Raw genomic sequence first — 16,982 nt, 5'->3', positions numbered from 1 at the left:
CGTTCTTTAAAAATAAAGTTTTGCATTACGCTTTGTAAGGTTTCAAAATAAATTTTCAAAAGCCTCAAATTTAGAAAAGTATTGTATAAAGGGTATTAGAGAGTTATTTCAAAATTAAAAACTCAATTACGAGGTTTACTATGAGTGCATCACCAGCAGTTTTACGCAATTTTGGTCAGGTTTACGATAATCCTGTTTTATTAGATAAAAGTGTTACTGAGCCTGTTTGCGAAGGTTTTAATATCGCATTGGCAAGCTTTCAAGCGCTGTACTTACAGTATCAAAAGCATCACTTTGTAGTTGAAGGTGCCGAATTTTATTCTTTGCACGAGTTCTTCAATGAAAGCTACGAAGCTGCTCAAGAACACGTTCATGATATCGGTGAACGGTTAGATGGACTTGGTGGAGTACCTGTAGCAAGCTTTACTCAGTTAGCTAGACTATGTTGCTTTGAACCAGAAGCTGACGGTGTTTTCTCTTGCCATCAAATGGTAGAGCATGACTTAGCTGCCGAACAAGCAATAATTCAATTAATACGGCGCCTAGCTTCACAAGCAGAAAGTTTGGGTGACAGAGCAACCCGCTATCTATACGAAAAAATCCTCCTTAAGACAGAAGAAAGAGCTTACCATTTAGCTCACTTCCTCGCCAAAGATAGTTTAACACTAGCTTACGTTCAAACAAGCAACAATTAACTCTAACCATCAATCCTCCTATATATTAGGATTCTTGTGGCACAGGTGAGACACCTGTGCCTCCTCAATTTCTGGAAATGAGCTTTATAATACTCATGGATATATAGACCGCGCGGATAAGTTAGTAGTTAAACCGCAGTTTAATGATGCTTCGTCGTTCTATGAGGGTTTTGCTGAAGTTCAAGTAGGTCAAAAGTTTGGGTTCATTGACACGACGGGCAATTTAGTAATTAAACCACAGTTTGATGATGTCGAGCGTTTTCTGGAGGGATTAGCAGCAGTCCAAGTGGGGAAAAAGTGGGGATTTATTAATAGTAAGGGTAAATTGGTAGTTAAACCGCAGTTTGATGATATTTACTATTTTTCAGATGGTTTGGCTTTAGTCACGATTGGGCATAAATGGGGATTTATCAACAACACTGGTCAATTAGTCATTAAACCACAGTTTGATGGCGCCTGGTCATTTTTAATCGAAATTATCCAAACCCCTACGAGTGAACAAATTAAAGCTGGAAACAGACGATTTAAATTACAGAAAAATCATCCTTTAGATTCATTGTATTTATCGCAAACCAGGATTAACTACTGGAGGTGGAAGCCAAGGATTACTACCATTAAATCGCACATCTCGATCTAAACGGCTATGGAAATTAAATATCATGAACATTGAAGTGTCAGTCTCTCCTGGTCCGATTACCTGTATACTCCAACCAGGAACCGAAGTTTTTTGGCAAGCGGGTTTATTTATACTTATACCCAAACATGTGTCACCCCAAGTAACATGCTGTACCCAATGTAACCTATAATTAGCAGCAGGTTTACCAGTTTGTGCAGCAGCCATCTTTGTGGCTTCCTCAACTAAATAGGATGGTACGCTTTGAGGAGAATCAAATTCAACCCAATTTCTAGTAACATAATATACCCATTGTTGTTTTGGAGATGAAACCAACATTTTCCAACCAAACACATTATCTTTCACAGGCGCCATTCCTTGTATTGGTCTTGATCGACCATTTCCACCATAACTAGACCATTGTAAAGTTTGAACTTTATCAACTTTCCAAGCAGAACGCTCAATCTGAGAAAGTTTAGCTGCATTTAATAAAATATCTGCAATCGTTTTCTGAGATATATTACCAACACTCGCAATTAAATCGAATTCTAGTATTTTCCCGTCTAAATCACTACGATATACCCACTCTAATGGTTCCTTCGGATGTGGTTTATTGTTTTTCAGCTTAATCAACCATCCAGGAGTTTGTATGGAATTACAACGTTGAGCAGTTTTGGGAAGTTCCAAACAATTATTCTTCCAAACCCGTGGTTCGACGGATATAATTTTGATTGTATCTATAGGTGGCTCGCTAAGTTGAGTTGCATTGCTAATTGCTTTTTTCCTAACACTTTGTGGTAGACTTTCCAACCAATTCACTCGAAAATTATTGCGTAAACTTTTGGATGAAACCACATGATACAACCAACTCTGCTTACCACCAGCAACTCTAACAGCCCAAGCCGTGTAAGCAATTTCTTTACATTTCTCATTCTTTTCTGGCAGACCTAAGCAACTATCAAATATCTTTGGGTCTACCCGTACAACTCGCACATCACCTAGTTTCAAGTTTAAGCGTTTCGCCATATCTTGCCGAATTTGCGAGATGACAGATTTAGGTATCTCAGAAACTCTTGATGAGGGGGTCACTTGAGATAATCGGCTTGGAGCAGAAGCAAAAGTATATTGATTTGTAGAGGGAATAGCCAGCGTTAAGCAGCTTACCATTGTTACAATAGTAGCTTTCAGTTTCATAGAAAATATATATAAGTATGATTCTGATGACGCAGGCTAGGTAAACTTAGTTGCCGTTTCATTATTTTTTACAACTGTGTCACCGAAATCGAATTGTTATCTTATGAGAAACAAAATATACATTAAGATATGAATTTATCTTATTTCTCATTTTTGAGAACTCACGGCTTGATAGTGAGAAGATGACGAAATAACTGGGAGCGTAGGCGCCTCGACAAGATAAGTTACTAAATTAGAGGCGCCGAGAGCAAAAAATGAATGTAATTATCTTCCCATATATTGGCTTGCCATTCGCATTGCGTCTGCTATGTCAACGTCACCGTCTCCATCTGAGTCTAGAAAAGTACTGAGAACTGAGTTACCACCACCAGCAGTACTGGCGCCTGATTGTAAAAAGTTAAGTACCACTGGTACAATCATTGGTAACATTTGTTGAATCATATTTGCGTCTACACCTGTGCGCTGTGATGCCATTTGGGCAACTTGTTGTTGCATTCCGGCTGAAAACAGAGATGATACAGCATTAGGGTTAGGAGAAGTTCCGGCAAATTGACTTACAATATTTTGGACTGCATCTGAACCTTCGTTTGCTTGCTTATTTTGCAATGCTGAACGAACCTGACCACCAACAATCGACATTATTGCTTGCATTGTTGAAGAGTCAGTGCCAGCATTCCCGCTCATTTGTTGCACTGCGTTTATAATACCGCCAAGTTGACTCATACTGCCTTGCTGATTTGGGTTGGCAACTGCACCGAGGATTTGGTCGAAAAGTCCCATTGTCGTCTCCTTTAATTATTATTCCACATGATTAATTGATTTTTACACGTGATTCACATTCTTCTACTGAGTATTAATCAAAAAATAACAAATCAGAAACCCGGTTTCTTTGTTGATATCTTGTAATGAAAATAAATATTTTATATAGAAACCGGGTTTCTAGGGTTTATGAGTAACTTTACCTAAGCCTAAAGGGTGAAGCGCTTTTTTACTTATGTATGTCAATTTATATAGAAAATATTATTATGTAAATAATCTAGCAGCTATATAAGTATATGGGTAAAAAATCAGAGCAGCCAAAAGATATACGTCTTGCTGCAACAACTCGTATTTGGGGATTTACTCTTGGAATTTTAGCAATTAGTGTGCCTCTGTCAATACCTCTACGTAATTCATTAATTCCCCTCGCCGCTCTCACAGGCGCCACAGTTGGTACACTAGCAGTATGGCGTTCTGAGGATAAAAAATCTAAAGGATATAATTTGGCGCCACAACAAGTAGAATTACTCGAACAGCGTATCAGAGATTTAGAGGCAATTGTCAGTACCGAGGACTATGATTTAAAATCCCGACTCAAGCACCTCGATTCCAAATCTTTATGAAGGGATATTACGAAAGTTTTCAGAAATATTTAGAAATCGTCAAATTTAATAACATGGCTTTAAGGTAGAAATTAAGGCAAACTCAAGGGAAACTTATGAGTAATATTCAAAAATATCGATTTGTCTGTACATTAACTTTTGGTGATATCTACGGTCAAATCATTGTTTGGCTAATCACCATTACAATTAGTTTAGCTGCTGCATTAGCATTGATGGGTGCCAGACGACCTATTTACGCGCTAGCAACAGTCGGACTTATTGTACTGTTATCGTTACCGTTCTTACTATTCGCTTTTGTCACTACCTTATTGAACCATATCGAAGTGGCACCGATGGAAGCTGGTGGCAAAATGGAACCAATACCTGGTAACATTTCTCAGCAACAACCAGTGCAACTAACAAATTAATTCTATTTATTAGGGGAAAAGGTTTTCCTCTTTTCCCTTTCCCCCTCGTACAATAGAGATTTGTATGCCAGATTACTTATGCTAGAACATGATGTAATTATAGTGGGTGGTGGACTAGCTGGATGTCGTGCGGCAGTTGAAATTGCCCGTAAAGACCCCAGTTTAAATGTTGCCGTTGTCGCAAAAACTCATCCTATTCGTTCACACTCCGTTGCTGCACAAGGGGGAATGGCAGCTTCTTTAAAAAATGTAGATTCACAAGACACTTGGGAAGCACACGCTTTTGATACCGTTAAAGGTTCTGATTATTTAGCTGATCAAAATGCTGTAGAAATACTCACCCGCGAGGCGCCACAGGTTGTAATAGATTTAGAACATATGGGTGTGTTATTCTCGCGTCTTGAAGATGGAAGAATTGCACAGCGCGCTTTTGGTGGACATTCACACAATAGAACTTGTTACGCTGCCGATAAAACAGGACACGCAATTTTGCACGAATTAGTTAATAATCTGCGTAAGCATGGTGTTAACGTTTACCAAGAATGGTATGTAATGCGCCTGATATTAGAAAAAGGTCAGGCGAAAGGTGTTGTAATGTTCCGTATAGAAGACGGGCATATTGAGGTGGTGCGGGCAAAAGCTGTGATGTTTGCCACTGGTGGTTATGGTCGCGTTTATAACACTACTTCTAACGATTATGCATCGGCTGGTGATGGGTTAGCGATGACGGCATTAGCTGGTTTACCGTTAGAAGATATGGAGTTTGTACAGTTTCACCCCACTGGATTATATCCTGTTGGTGTATTAATTTCTGAAGCGGTGCGAGGAGAAGGCGCCTATTTAATTAATAGTGAAGGTGAGCGGTTCATGGAAAGATACGCTCCGAGTCGTATGGAACTGGCGCCACGCGATATAACTTCACGCGCAATAGCTTATGAAATTCGTGCAGGTCGGGGTGTTAAACCTGATGGTAGTGCAGGAGGAGCATATGTATATCTGGACTTGCGCCACATGGGTAAAGAAAAAATCATGAGTCGCGTTCCTTTTTGTTGGGAAGAAGCACATCGTTTAGTGGGAGTTGACGCAGTAACGCAACCAATGCCAGTTCGCCCAACTATTCATTATTGTATGGGTGGCATTCCTGTTAATACCGACTGTCAAGTTCGTAGCGGCGCCGACTCTATTGTAGAAGGGTTTTTCTCAGCAGGTGAAACTTCGTGTGTATCGGTACACGGCGCCAATCGTTTGGGTAGCAACTCCTTATTAGAATGTGTTGTATATGGTAAACGTGCGGGCGCGAGTATTGCACAGTATGTCCAAAATCGGAAATTGCCTAGTATAGACGAACAACGTTATATAAAAGAAGCAAAACAGCAAATTCAATCATTACTCGACCAACCAGGAGAATATCGAATTAACCGAGTACGCGAAGCATTCCAAGACTGTATGACCGAGTACTGCGGTGTATTTCGCACCGAAGAACTCATGCAGCAAGGTCTACAACAACTACAAGAATTTCAAAACAAATACTCACAAATTTATTTAGACGACAAAGGCAAAGACTGGAACACTGAACTGGTAGAAGCATTGGAACTACGTAGCTTAATGATAGTTGGACAAATTATCATGACCTCAGCAAACCGTCGTAAAGAAAGTCGTGGCGCCCATTTCCGCGAAGACTTCCCGCAACGCGATGACAATAAATTCTTACAACACACCTTCGCTTATTACTCACGCGCAGGAATTGACATTCAATACTGCCCTGTAAGCATTACAATGTTCCAACCTCAAGAACGAAAATATTAATTAAATCAGGACTTACACAAAAATCTTAGAAACTCGGTTTCTTGGCGTAGTATCATGTCCGGCTGATTACCCATAATTACCGCATCACGTAGAGACGCGATGTTCCTCGCGTCTCTACAGAGATTTTATTATGGTTATGCCCCCAGACATGATATAAGTCCTATAAATATTAAATAAGTTTCTTCGATTCCCGATAGCTTTTACAACAATCATTTGTTTCAAAAGCTGGGAATCTTTTTTTAAGTTTATTTAGTTTATTTAGTTTATTTAGTTTATTTAGTATGTTAAGGTTTTAAAAACTTATTCGGAACTTAGAAACAGCCACCAGTGTAGCAATCAACTTCATTTGAAAATTAATTGCTAAGGTTGTACAAAATCGTACTTTATTTTTACCAAATTTATGTAATAATACTGGTAGCTATAAATATCACTAAATTACGGAGGTTAAACTAAATTCAAGTAAAGTTGGGGTATATTCTAGTTTTTCTTGACTTCAAAAGGCTAGCCTTGGCAGCATGTACGTAACAGTATCTGAACATGGGCGCCTGATTAAATACTTCAATGTAAAGATATAATGAAGTACTGGGTGCTAACGAAATTATACTCGTTATTACTGTAAGATACTTTTTAGCTAATATTAATTCATAGTTAGCACCGTGTAAATTGTAGGGTATCATATCCACCCCATAACTTAAACGGAATAATTGCATCTACAAAGATTAAAAATCAACAAACTTAATTTATTTAACCTAGCTTGAAGATGGCGCGAAACATGCCACGCTAGGAAGTTCCCCACTACATTAGGCTAGAGACAGATTTAATTTACAAATACATATATATTCCCTATAACTGGGATTCTGCACCGTTCGCAACGTCAGTGTGTTGGTGTAGAGAAATGCTTTGTAAATGTGCGGTTTTGGTAAAAATCGTTTTGATGTCCTTATGCATAGAGATAAAGCGTCTATGCGTGTAAATAATTTGCTCTCCTTGTGCTTGTTTGTATGACGCATAAACTAATGACTAATCAAGTTAATTTATTAAATATAAGTATTGATAACATTACAATGTTGGAGTTATTAGAAAAACTTAAATTTGGTGGTGTTGTCTTTACTCCGAATGTAGACCATTTAGTTAAATTACAGGAAAATCAGGAATTTTACAGTGTTTATCAAGAAGCTGACTACATAGTTTGCGATAGTCAAATTTTGATGTATATCTCTAGATTTTTAGGTACACCCATTCAAGAAAAAATCTCTGGTTCCGATTTATTTCCGGCTTTTTACATGTATTATAGAAATAATCACGCAATCAAAATATTTTTGTTAGGTGGTTTTCAAGAAACCGCAAACCAAGCTAAAGAAAAAATTAATTCAAAGGCAGGTAGAAATATTATTATTGATACTTACTCACCTCCCTTTGGTTTTGAAAATGATGAGCAAGAGTGTCAAAAAATTATCGAACTCATTAATCATTCCAGCGCAACCGTCCTAGCTATTGGTGTTGGAGCGCCAAAACAAGAATTATGGATTCATAAGAATAAACATCAACTAACTAATGTCAAGATTTTTTTAGCAATTGGCGCGACAATTAATTTTGAGACAGGTAATGTCAAACGTTCTCCTAGATGGATGAGTAAAATTGGTTTAGAATGGCTTTACAGACTTATAAGCGAACCTCATCGTCTCTGGAAAAGATACTTAGTTGATGATTTACCATTCTTCTGGCTAGTTTTGAAACAAAAATTTAGCGTGTATCATAACCCTTGGTCGCAAGTCAAACAATATAAATGAAAAAAATCAAAATTTATTATCCGTTAGAGCATTAGTACTCATTTGTGTGTAAAATGGGCATAGCGAAAAAATAAGCGCTCTGGCTTATTTTTTTAGTAGATGATCCACTTTTGCTTTAGTAATTCTTTATACCAGAGCTTTACTTTGATGTTCAGAGCCAAGCCAAGCTTCTCCCAAATATACGGCATACACAGTTTCACCGTTGGATTTTTTATAAATATCATAGGCTTGCTTCTGAAGATACTCTATATCTATTGGCGTTAGCTCATCTATTTTTTCAAAGTATAGATATTCGTCTATGCATAGTTTCCATTCATAATCATGTAAGTTATAATAACGAGCAGAATATTGTTGGTTCGGAAATTTTTTATAATCGTTCTGTGGAGCAGGAAAAACATTTTATATATACTTACATATACTTAGATGTCAAAAATTGAGCTTACCTCGTTGAAACCCTTTGAGACTGCTGTGATTGCGGGAGTTTTGGCAGAAGCTGCTTTGGAACAGCGGTTATTCGCACTTGGGTTTCGTGCAGGTCGGCAAATAACAATGCTGCGTGCGGCGCCTTTTAATGGTCCAGTTCACGTTCGTGTCGGGACAACCGAAGTTATGTTGCGTCGTCGTGATGCAAAATCAATTCAATTAATTAATATATCAGAGGCGCCATAATGACTCATTGTAACACCTGTAGCCCCTCCGACAATCAAGTGATTGAAGGTGTCAAGCAAATAGCTGTGTTGGGAATGCCCAATACTGGTAAGTCTACCTTTTTTAACCGACTTACAGGCGCCAACGCGAGTGTAGGGAACTGGCCCGGTATTACGGTTGACTTGATGACGGCAACTATTAAGATGGGAGGTCAAGAAACCCAAGTTGTTGATTTGCCTGGTATATATGATTTACGTGGCTTTTCAGAAGACGAAGAGGTAGTAAGAACTTTTTTAACCTCTACACCTATTCATTTAATAGTTATTATTCTTAATTCTGTTCAACTCGACAGACAAATTAGTCTAGCTCTACAAATTCAAAGCTTAGGCGTGCCAGCAGTGTTATTGTTGAATATGGCAGATGAGGCGCCTGCTTTTGGTGTAGAAGTAGACCATGAGAAAATATCTGAATATCTAAAAATGCCCGTTGTTCCTTTCAGCGCAAAGTTTGGACAAAATTATGGGCAAGCGTACAAAACAATTCGTGATGAATTAGCAAAACAATATCAATCAGTAATAATTGGGGATATTGAAGCAAAACTACCCAAAGAAGCTGAAATAGCTACTGAAATGGAGAAGTTATTACAAAATGCAGTTAGTAATGTTGAGGATGTCAAAGAAAACTTAACAACTCGCTTGGATAGTATTTTACTGCATCCAGTGTTGGGGCTGCCTATATTCTTCGGCGCCATGTACTTAATGTTTCAGTTTATTTATGCTTTGGGTATACCCATGCAGAATAAATTAGCTGAACTGTTGGCTTGGGTCAAGGATACAGCAATTGAACCGCTACTTGCTTTCTTAATTGATTTGGGTACGTGGGGCAAATTTTTCCATGACTTTTTGATTGATGGTCTTTATCAAGGTATAGGAACAGTCGCAGCATTTATACCCGTTATATTCTTATTCTTTATTTGCATGGCAGTTATTGAAGATAGTGGTTATCTTTCTCGTTCCGCGTTCCTAATGGATGCGTTTATGGAACGGTTGGGTTTAGATGGTCGCTCTTTTGTAATGTCGTTGATGGGGTTTGGGTGTAACGTTCCTGCAATTATGGGGTTACGAGTCATGCGTTCTCCCGCTTTGCGAATGCTGTCGATGCTGGTAATTCCTTTTTCTTTGTGTTCTGCGCGTTTGAATGTATTTGTTTTTATGACTACTGCACTGTTTACTCAAAGACAGGCGCCTGTCGTTTTATTCAGTTTATACTTATTCAGCTTCTTAGCCGCAATTTTTACAGCAGCAGTATTTAAAGCTCAATTTCCGAATACAGAACCGTTAGTGTTAGAACTACCACCCTACCGTTTGCCAACCTTTAAACAAATGATATTACGTGCTTGGCGTGAGGCAATGCACTTTTTATTCTGGTCGCGACGATTTATTGTTTTTGGAGTTATAGCAATTTGGTTTTGTAATAACTTCCCTACAAATGTACCACCAGCCAGCACCCAAACTCTTTCTGGGATAATAGGGCAAATTACACAGCCAATATTAGCTCCTCTAGGAATCAATCCACAACTCGCAGTCGCATTAATATTTGGTTTTATTGCCAAAGAAATAGTCTTAGGTGGTTTAGCTGTAATATACGCAACTACTGAAGACAGTTTAGGAACAGTTATTGCTCAACAAATCAACTGGGTACAAGCATATAGCTTTATGTTATTCACTCTACTATATGTTCCGTGCCTTTCTACAGTAGCAGCGATTAAAGCCGAATCTAAAAGTACTAAGTTTACATGGATGTCAATTGCTTGGTCAGTCACTTTAGCATGGGTTACTAGCTTTATATTCTATCAAAGCGCTAGATTTTTTTTCCATGCTCATTTATTGTAGAGGCGCCTTTGTATATGCGTCTCTACGTCATATCAATCTTCATCCCATTTTTCGTTGCTTAAAAGGTCAATGACTTTATCACGCAATAAAAAGTCATTCCTTTCTAACTCCATTTCTAAGCAATTCCAGTCACAAGTAGGCATAAACCTACACAAATTATAAATCGGCTCGTTACGCCTTATATCACCTTTCTTAACCAACTGACGAGCTTCCTCTTTGAAAATTTCTAGGTCATAACTCACAAATGTATCCATTTGTAACATCTCCTTGTGCTTTATAAGCCAATATAAAGCTAAATTTCAATTAATCTAACTTTGCTTTGAGATATACACTACTTTTGATTCCCCATTTACTAGCTATTATCGCTTCTTTCATTAATTACACAAATTCCCTAAAATGTCATTCTTACTTGTATAAAATGTTATAGTTTCTCTAATTTGTACAAGTTAGAACTACTTAAATTAAGTTAGAACGACGGTTGAGGTGCTGTTACTCAACTATATCAGATTTATGTCCCGAACATATACAATTTTTAGTAATCAAACATGAAGAAGTTTTAAGACATAGGCGCCTCTGAATAGTTACATTTACTTATAATTATAAAGTTAATATAAAACTAACAGGTAAGTTGACAATCGTCGCATATTATACACTTCACATCTTTCAGTTATCGAAAGAATGAGTTAATGGCGCGAAACTTCATGAAAAAGGCTAAGAGCGTTAATCAACTGACTATAATCGCTCGTCGGTACCCAGGATTTGTTGTCCGGTGTTCATATGGAATAATGGTTCTAGCCTTTACTGTGCTATTGAGTTGGGGAATTTTTCAGTCATATGAGCAGCAAATAGTACAGCAACAACAAGAAGTTTACACAAAAGGGCTAAAAATAGATAAATTTCTGGAGACTACGTTCAGCAATGTTAATCTTCTGCGCTCTCAAGCTGAATATTTTTTAAAGTCAACACCCGATGTTCAAACTGAGCTAACTACCTATAACTACACAAAACGATTAGACAATAATCATAATCTTAACTTAATTGTACTCAAAGATTCTAATATAGGCGCCGTCAGTCCTGTTTTTACACGAACAAAAAATACAAATTTAGGACACGAGGTAGAGATGAGTCTGTCACTGACTCCGCTCCTGCGTCCGATTTATGAGCAATTACCAATCGAAGGACGCATACGTTATACTTCGTTTGCTGCACTTACAATGACTTATCCAGCGACATCGCAAGTTACTGATGATGAAAAGATAAAAATATTCAAAAATGCTAGAAATCAAGAGATTATTACAGGTGGGATGCAAAAAAATAATCCTACGCACGAAACTTATTTAACTCATCCTTATAAAGATATATTTGACCAAGAATTAATCGTGACAGCGACCAGTCCCATTTATCACGGAGATAAGCATCTTGGTAATATCGGTATCGATTTTAAACTAGAAGCGTTAAACCGTTTCGTCGAACAACTTGGTGGTGAACATTCCTTACTCTTAACTGTTGACGGGAAAGTATTAAGTCGTCATACTATGAAAACTACATCAGCAATAAGTTTAGAACAGCTTGTCAAAAACCCTGTTGTTCGAACAACACTGCTCAAGTTATTAAAAAATGCTAGAAATAGCCAAGTTACGATTGATGGATATGTTTTGACGTATTATAAATTACAGAATGTAACATGGGGTATTGCTAACGTTACACCAGTAAACACTCTCGCTAAGAATATATTAATTAAGTATTTACCTGTAATTTGTGGAGTTCTAATTGGATTTACAGGGTTGCTGTTGGTAAGCATACGGACTATAGATAAAATATTTAAGAAATTAGACAAAGCACGTATAATCGCAGAGCAAACAAATAAAAAATTAAAAAGGGCATTAAACGAATTAGAAGTTTTGGCTTTAACTGATAAACTAACAGGTGCTTGGAACAGGCGCCACTTTGAACAAGTAATATCAGCCGAAATGAGTCGTGCTTCACGCCATAATCAACCATTATCGGTTCTAATATTAGATATTGATTACTTTAAAAGTATCAATGATAGATACGGGCATCAGGTTGGAGACGCTGTACTAGTTCAACTGACTCATATTTTAAAAGAAAACATTCGTACTTCGGATGTATTAACACGTTGGGGTGGTGAGGAGTTTGTTATTCTTACTCCTTTCACTTCAGTTAAAGAAGCCACAGATTTGGCTGAGAGACTACGATTAAAAATTGCCAGAGCTAGTTTTAAGATAGTAAAAAATATTACAATCAGTCTTGGTGTAGCTCAATTTCAAACAACAGAAAATGTGAGCAATTTCCTCAAACGAGCGGATGCTGCACTGTATCAAGCCAAACATAGTGGACGAAATTTGGTTGCTGTGGCGCCTTCAACGTTAGACACTTGGATACAAGGAGTTGAAAAGAATATCTAGAAACCTGATTTCTTTATTGATATTTTGTAATACAATTGTACTTTTGCATAGAAACCAGGTTTCTTTAATGTACTGATTTGTGTTGAGCTAGCAATCCGTGTCTTGGTGCGAATATCATGGCAATGAAAAAGAGTATTGTTAGTAAGACGACGATACAACCACCTGTGGCGCCATCTAAATAATAGCTAATGTATGTACCAGCAACGCACGATATTACGCTTGCTGAAACTGCGGCGCCAATCATATAATTAAATCGGTCGCTCATTAAATAAGCAATGGCGCCTGGTGTTACTAACATAGAAACTACTAAAATAATACCAACAGCTTGTAATGCTGCTACTACTGTTAATGACATCAGTGAGAGAAACATGTAGTAGAGGAATTGTGTATTTATGCCTATAGAACGTGCGTGGTTTGGGTCGAAGCAGAATAGTAATAAGTCTTTACGGAAGATGTATACGGCAATAAGTGTAATTACGCTGACTATTACAGTTTGAATTATATCTTCGTTAGAAATACCAAGCACGTTTCCAAATAAGATGTGAAATAAATCAATATTACTACGTGCCTTAGAAATTAATACTAAACCAAATGCGAAAAAACCAGTAAAAATCACGCCAATAACAGCATCTTCTTTAACACGGGTTTTTTCTTTAACGAAACCTATTGTTACAGTTGTCCCATATCCAAATATAAAGGCGCCGATTGCGAAGGGTATTCCTGCCATGTAAGATAAAACTACCCCTGGAACAACAGCGTGGGAAATAGCATCTCCCATTAGTGACCAGCCTTTGAGTGTAACATAACAAGAAAGTACGGCACAGACGACACCAACTAAAGCGCTGACGCATACCGCTTTCACCATGAACTCATATTGAAATGGAACAATTAACCATTGCCAAGCAGATAGAAGCATATAATTTGAAATTTTAGATTAGATTTTAGATTCTTTATTGTTGTAAAAACTGCGATGATGTAAAACTCCACCGAAAGTCATGGCTAAGTTATCGTCTGTAAATACGTCTTCTACTGAACCATAAGCAAGAATAGTTCTATTGATAAAAACAACTTGGTCGCAGAAAGTAGAAATTGAACCCAAGTCATGAGTTGAAATTAAAATTGTATGTCCTTGTGCGCGTAGTGTTATTAGTAATTCAATAATTTCTTTTTCTGTATTCGCATCAACACCTGTAAATGGTTCATCCAAAAGCATCACTGTTCCCTGCTGCGCTAATGCTCGTGCCAAAAATACCCGTTTACGCTGTCCACCCGAAAGTTCCCCTATTTGGCGCCGTCTTAAAGAGTACATACCTACTCGTTCAAGTGTTTCGCGAACAATTCGATGGTCTTCAGCACTAGGTATTCGTAACCAGTTCATATGTCCATAGCGTCCCATCATCACAACATCTTCGACGCTGACAGGAAAATTCCAATCTACTTCTTCAGACTGAGGTACATAAGCGACTATTTGCTTTTGTTGCGCTTTCCTTATTGGTAAATCTTTAATTACTACTCTTCCCCGATGTGGAGTTAAGAAACCCATAATTGCTTTAAATAAAGTAGACTTGCCACCTCCATTCGGTCCAACTAATGCAGCAATACATCCAGGCTTTAACTCGAAAGTCGCATTATGCAATACGACTTTTTCGTGGTAAGCAACATTAATATCTTCAACCAAAACACTTATAGGTTCGACTGTCATATATTTATTACGCATAAATTACAAAGGTAAAATAAATGTAAGTTAATACAATATATTCTTCATTTAGATTTGCCTAATAATCCCTGCACTAAGGTATAAGCGTTATACCTCTGAAGGTCTAAAAATGTTGCAGCAGGTTTTCCTACCTCAGACAACGAGTCTACGTACAACACACCAGCAAAAGTTGAATTACTTTCTCTTGCTACTTGTCTTTGGGCTTCATCGCTAACGGTTGTTTCACAAAATACTGCCGGAATTTTATTTTGTCTAACAGTATCTATAACTTTGGCTATTTGTTGGGGTGTTCCTTCCTGTTCAGAATTAACTGCCCATAAATATGCTTCTTGCAAACCATAGTCACGTGCCATATAAGAAAAAGCTCCTTCACAAGTCACTAAATACCGTTGAGTTGGCGCCAAAGTAGCAAGTTGCGTTTTTACTTCTTGACTTACCTGCTTTACTTGTTGAATATAAGCTTTAGCATTCGCGTTATAAGTTGCTTCATTTGCAGGGTCAAGCTTGACGAAAGCCTTACGAATATTCTCTACATATATAGCTGCATCATTAGGAGACATCCAAGCGTGGGGGTTTGGTTTATTTAGATAAGAACCACTAGATATTTCTATGGGTTTAACACCATCACTGAGATTTGCAGAAGTCACATTTCTTACAGACCCCATGAATTTTTCAAACCACCGTTCTAACCCCAACCCATTGAATAAAACTAAATCAGCTTCTTGTGCGCGTTTAATATCGCTAGGTGTTGGTTCATAATCATGAATTTCGGCGCCTGGTCTTGTGATAGATTCTACAACTAACTTATCTCCTGCTACATTGCGAGCCATATCAGCCAATATAGTAAAAGTCGTCAGCACCTTTTTCTTACCATCAGTTCTAGCTGACGGTGAAATTTGCGCTTGCGATGAATTATCTGAAGGATTTTGAGATGAAGTACACCCAAAGACAGTTGTCAATAAAAGCATACTCAATATAATGCACGCTGGCGATTTTAGCTGGTTCATCACACCGTTATTGCCATTATGATTTAACTTTATTCATTTTTATCTCATTATTTTATCATATTGTTCTCATAATCCTGACAACAGATGATTAGTTATCCGTTAAATCCGTTACATCCGTTACATCCGTTGCCAGTAATGCTTCTTGGATGGCTTTTGCGACCCACTCGCTTATTATTAACCCAGATGCTCTGGCAGCGTCTTGTATCAAAGGTTGTAAATGTGAGGGAAGCTGAACATTTAAGTTAAATGTTTCTGGTTGTTGACTTTTATTATCTGCTGGGGTGTTGCGGTGATTCCAATGCTGACATTCTGCTCCCCGTTCATTACCGTTTTTCTCTAGTAAGCTTAATTCTCCGAGTTTATTGCAGTAAAAGCTTTGAGGGTTTTCTGGTAGCTCTTTACTACAGTACGAACAGTTCCAACAGCTACGAGTTTGTTCAGTCTCTATATATATATTATCTAGATTCGATTTTTTATTTGGCACGGCGCCTTTTCTACGGTATTCATTTACTACACAGGCTACATGTACTGCTGTCACTTTTCCATTTGGCGCCGTGGAAACAACTTCATTCCAAGCTTCTTGCTGCTGTTTAGGGGATAATGCTACTAAAGGACGAATTTGGCGCTCATTCGCTGGTAGAACTTTAATACTTTGTCGTCCATAAGCAACATTATCAGGTTCATCGATAATATTCTCTGAAATATTTTTATAAATAACTGCTGCATCAATTAACTGGTAAGCAGAACGTCGAGACATTTCCCAACGTGTCATGCAATATTCCTCAAACGTTTTGTAGTTCTCACGGTACAAACGCTCATCTCTAATCCTAGCTAGCGCACGTCCTATTTCCCAAAAAGACTTTAAACACTCTTCGACTCTTGTCTCTAAATACCTAAATTCTTCTGCTTCGGCTGTTGTTAGCACATCTTCACTATCTTCACTTATATCATCATGCAAAGGCGCCTGTCTATGTTGGTTGGAATTATCCAAGCTAGATAATATGGGTGGCATAAATGCTGGTATTCCTCCTTTTTACGGCATAATGTATTGATGTCGTTACTAGGTGATACCTAGAGGCGCCATCGTCAAAACACGCTTTTTTCACCATGCAAGTCCTAAACTTGCAGGTTGCAATATCTAGGTTTGCACAATGCAATGCAATAGTACATGGATGCTTAACATTTCTTAATATTTAAAAAGTGTAATCAAGAATACAGAAACTGAAGTATAAAAGTGATACGAGAAAATAATCAAGAATTACTAAAACCCTTGTAAATATGGAAAATTTGGTTTTAAACTAGTTACTAGGGACTAATTCCTGAACCTCACAACCGCTCCCAAACAACAGAAGCATTCCGCTTTGGTTGGTAAACAGTGGTATAAAGACTACACAAAGTAAACTAA

General features: G+C 37.8%; 16 protein-coding genes. 9 read left to right on the top strand and 7 right to left on the bottom strand.

The annotated features are described in order from the left end of the window. Positions 1 to 140 precede the first annotated feature (140 nt). Both dpsA and DSM106972_RS54050 read left to right on the top strand, forming a co-directional pair. Positions 141 to 695, top strand: coding sequence for a DNA starvation/stress protection protein DpsA (gene dpsA / locus DSM106972_RS33250; protein ID WP_127084702.1), 555 nt, complete (start codon positions 141 to 143; stop codon positions 693 to 695). A gap of 67 nt (positions 696 to 762) precedes the next feature. Beyond that, entirely contained in the window at positions 763 to 1,332 is a 570-nt protein-coding gene (locus tag DSM106972_RS54050) for a WG repeat-containing protein (RefSeq protein WP_127084701.1), read from the top strand. Here DSM106972_RS54050 and DSM106972_RS33240 read toward each other — a convergent pair. Together DSM106972_RS33240 and DSM106972_RS33235 are read right to left on the bottom strand one after the other, a co-directional pair. Further along, positions 1,258 to 2,502, bottom strand: coding sequence for a DUF8738 domain-containing protein (locus DSM106972_RS33240; protein ID WP_127084700.1), 1,245 nt, complete (start codon positions 2,500 to 2,502; stop codon positions 1,258 to 1,260). The genes DSM106972_RS54050 and DSM106972_RS33240 overlap by 75 nt on opposite strands. A gap of 264 nt (positions 2,503 to 2,766) precedes the next feature. After that, on the bottom strand, positions 2,767 to 3,282 hold the full coding sequence (locus tag DSM106972_RS33235) for a DUF937 domain-containing protein (RefSeq protein ID WP_127084699.1): 516 nt from the start codon (positions 3,280 to 3,282) through the stop codon (positions 2,767 to 2,769). Positions 3,283 to 3,557: 275 nt separating this feature from the next. On the opposite strand from DSM106972_RS33235, the gene DSM106972_RS33230 reads away from it, so the two are divergent. The 6 genes from DSM106972_RS33230 (at position 3,558) to feoB (ending at position 10,427) form a co-directional block, all read left to right on the top strand. Then, complete coding sequence (locus DSM106972_RS33230; protein WP_127084698.1) at positions 3,558 to 3,884, top strand: hypothetical protein; 327 nt, start codon at positions 3,558 to 3,560, stop codon at positions 3,882 to 3,884. A 95-nt stretch (positions 3,885 to 3,979) separates the two neighbouring features. Beyond that, complete coding sequence (locus DSM106972_RS33225; RefSeq protein ID WP_127084697.1) at positions 3,980 to 4,291, top strand: hypothetical protein; 312 nt, start codon at positions 3,980 to 3,982, stop codon at positions 4,289 to 4,291. A 78-nt stretch (positions 4,292 to 4,369) separates the two neighbouring features. Then, positions 4,370 to 6,097 (top strand): succinate dehydrogenase/fumarate reductase flavoprotein subunit, encoded by a 1,728-nt coding sequence (locus tag DSM106972_RS33220; RefSeq protein ID WP_127084696.1) that lies wholly within the window; start codon positions 4,370 to 4,372, stop codon positions 6,095 to 6,097. A 1,016-nt stretch (positions 6,098 to 7,113) separates the two neighbouring features. Continuing rightward, positions 7,114 to 7,887, top strand: coding sequence for a WecB/TagA/CpsF family glycosyltransferase (locus tag DSM106972_RS33215; RefSeq protein WP_127084695.1), 774 nt, complete (start codon positions 7,114 to 7,116; stop codon positions 7,885 to 7,887). Between the two features lie 423 nt (positions 7,888 to 8,310). Then, complete coding sequence (locus DSM106972_RS33210) at positions 8,311 to 8,556, top strand: FeoA family protein (protein ID WP_127084694.1); 246 nt, start codon at positions 8,311 to 8,313, stop codon at positions 8,554 to 8,556. After that, positions 8,556 to 10,427 carry a ferrous iron transport protein B gene (gene feoB, locus DSM106972_RS33205; protein WP_127084693.1) on the top strand — a complete coding sequence of 624 codons (1,872 nt, stop codon included), beginning with the start codon at positions 8,556 to 8,558 and terminating at the stop codon, positions 10,425 to 10,427. The genes DSM106972_RS33210 and feoB overlap by 1 nt, the downstream gene beginning before the upstream one ends. A gap of 32 nt (positions 10,428 to 10,459) precedes the next feature. Here feoB and DSM106972_RS33200 read toward each other — a convergent pair whose 3' ends face one another. After that, positions 10,460 to 10,681 (bottom strand): DUF4327 family protein, encoded by a 222-nt coding sequence (locus DSM106972_RS33200; RefSeq protein ID WP_127084692.1) that lies wholly within the window; start codon positions 10,679 to 10,681, stop codon positions 10,460 to 10,462. A gap of 447 nt (positions 10,682 to 11,128) precedes the next feature. Between DSM106972_RS33200 and DSM106972_RS33195 the strand changes: the two genes are divergently transcribed. After that, entirely contained in the window at positions 11,129 to 12,853 is a 1,725-nt protein-coding gene (locus tag DSM106972_RS33195) for a sensor domain-containing diguanylate cyclase (RefSeq protein ID WP_158632922.1), read from the top strand. Between the two features lie 64 nt (positions 12,854 to 12,917). Here DSM106972_RS33195 and DSM106972_RS33190 read toward each other — a convergent pair whose 3' ends face one another. From DSM106972_RS33190 to DSM106972_RS33175, 4 genes are all read right to left on the bottom strand, one after another. Continuing rightward, a complete protein-coding gene (locus DSM106972_RS33190; protein ID WP_127084690.1) occupies positions 12,918 to 13,769 on the bottom strand; it encodes a metal ABC transporter permease in 852 nt (283 codons plus the stop codon). Positions 13,770 to 13,787: 18 nt separating this feature from the next. Further along, positions 13,788 to 14,555, bottom strand: a complete 768-nt coding sequence (locus DSM106972_RS33185; protein ID WP_170213617.1) for a metal ABC transporter ATP-binding protein — start codon at positions 14,553 to 14,555, stop codon at positions 13,788 to 13,790. Positions 14,556 to 14,614: 59 nt separating this feature from the next. Beyond that, positions 14,615 to 15,538: a metal ABC transporter substrate-binding protein gene (locus tag DSM106972_RS33180; RefSeq protein ID WP_233787418.1), complete on the bottom strand. Its 924-nt coding sequence runs from the start codon at positions 15,536 to 15,538 to the stop codon at positions 14,615 to 14,617. 127 nt (positions 15,539 to 15,665) lie between these two features. Then, positions 15,666 to 16,589: a hypothetical protein gene (locus tag DSM106972_RS33175; RefSeq protein ID WP_127084687.1), complete on the bottom strand. Its 924-nt coding sequence runs from the start codon at positions 16,587 to 16,589 to the stop codon at positions 15,666 to 15,668. Positions 16,590 to 16,982 lie beyond the last annotated feature (393 nt).

The sequence above is a fragment of the Dulcicalothrix desertica PCC 7102 genome, assembly GCF_003991905.1.
Classification (GTDB): Bacteria; Cyanobacteriota; Cyanobacteriia; order Cyanobacteriales; family Nostocaceae; genus Dulcicalothrix; species Dulcicalothrix desertica.
The sequence above is the reverse complement of the archived record's forward strand: the minus strand, read 5'-3'. Positions and strand labels throughout refer to the sequence as shown.

Bases quoted from the DNA above. Each gene is read 5' to 3' on its own strand.
- DSM106972_RS33185 (WP_170213617.1), bottom strand. From the start codon at position 14,555: ATGACAGTCGAACCTATAAGTGTTTTGGTTGAAGATATTAATGTTGCT.
- dpsA (WP_127084702.1), top strand. From the start codon at position 141: ATGAGTGCATCACCAGCAGTTTTACGCAATTTTGGTCAGGTTTACGAT.
- DSM106972_RS33225 (WP_127084697.1), top strand. From the start codon at position 3,980: ATGAGTAATATTCAAAAATATCGATTTGTCTGTACATTAACTTTTGGT.
- DSM106972_RS33235 (WP_127084699.1), bottom strand. From the start codon at position 3,282: ATGGGACTTTTCGACCAAATCCTCGGTGCAGTTGCCAACCCAAATCAG.
- DSM106972_RS33180 (WP_233787418.1), bottom strand. From the start codon at position 15,538: ATGCTTTTATTGACAACTGTCTTTGGGTGTACTTCATCTCAAAATCCT.
- DSM106972_RS33200 (WP_127084692.1), bottom strand. From the start codon at position 10,681: ATGGATACATTTGTGAGTTATGACCTAGAAATTTTCAAAGAGGAAGCT.
- DSM106972_RS33190 (WP_127084690.1), bottom strand. From the start codon at position 13,769: ATGCTTCTATCTGCTTGGCAATGGTTAATTGTTCCATTTCAATATGAG.
- DSM106972_RS33175 (WP_127084687.1), bottom strand. From the start codon at position 16,589: ATGCCACCCATATTATCTAGCTTGGATAATTCCAACCAACATAGACAG.
- DSM106972_RS33215 (WP_127084695.1), top strand. From the start codon at position 7,114: ATGACTAATCAAGTTAATTTATTAAATATAAGTATTGATAACATTACA.
- DSM106972_RS33220 (WP_127084696.1), top strand. From the start codon at position 4,370: ATGCTAGAACATGATGTAATTATAGTGGGTGGTGGACTAGCTGGATGT.
- feoB (WP_127084693.1), top strand. From the start codon at position 8,556: ATGACTCATTGTAACACCTGTAGCCCCTCCGACAATCAAGTGATTGAA.
- DSM106972_RS33240 (WP_127084700.1), bottom strand. From the start codon at position 2,502: ATGAAACTGAAAGCTACTATTGTAACAATGGTAAGCTGCTTAACGCTG.
- DSM106972_RS33195 (WP_158632922.1), top strand. From the start codon at position 11,129: ATGAAAAAGGCTAAGAGCGTTAATCAACTGACTATAATCGCTCGTCGG.
- DSM106972_RS33230 (WP_127084698.1), top strand. From the start codon at position 3,558: ATGGGTAAAAAATCAGAGCAGCCAAAAGATATACGTCTTGCTGCAACA.
- DSM106972_RS33210 (WP_127084694.1), top strand. From the start codon at position 8,311: ATGTCAAAAATTGAGCTTACCTCGTTGAAACCCTTTGAGACTGCTGTG.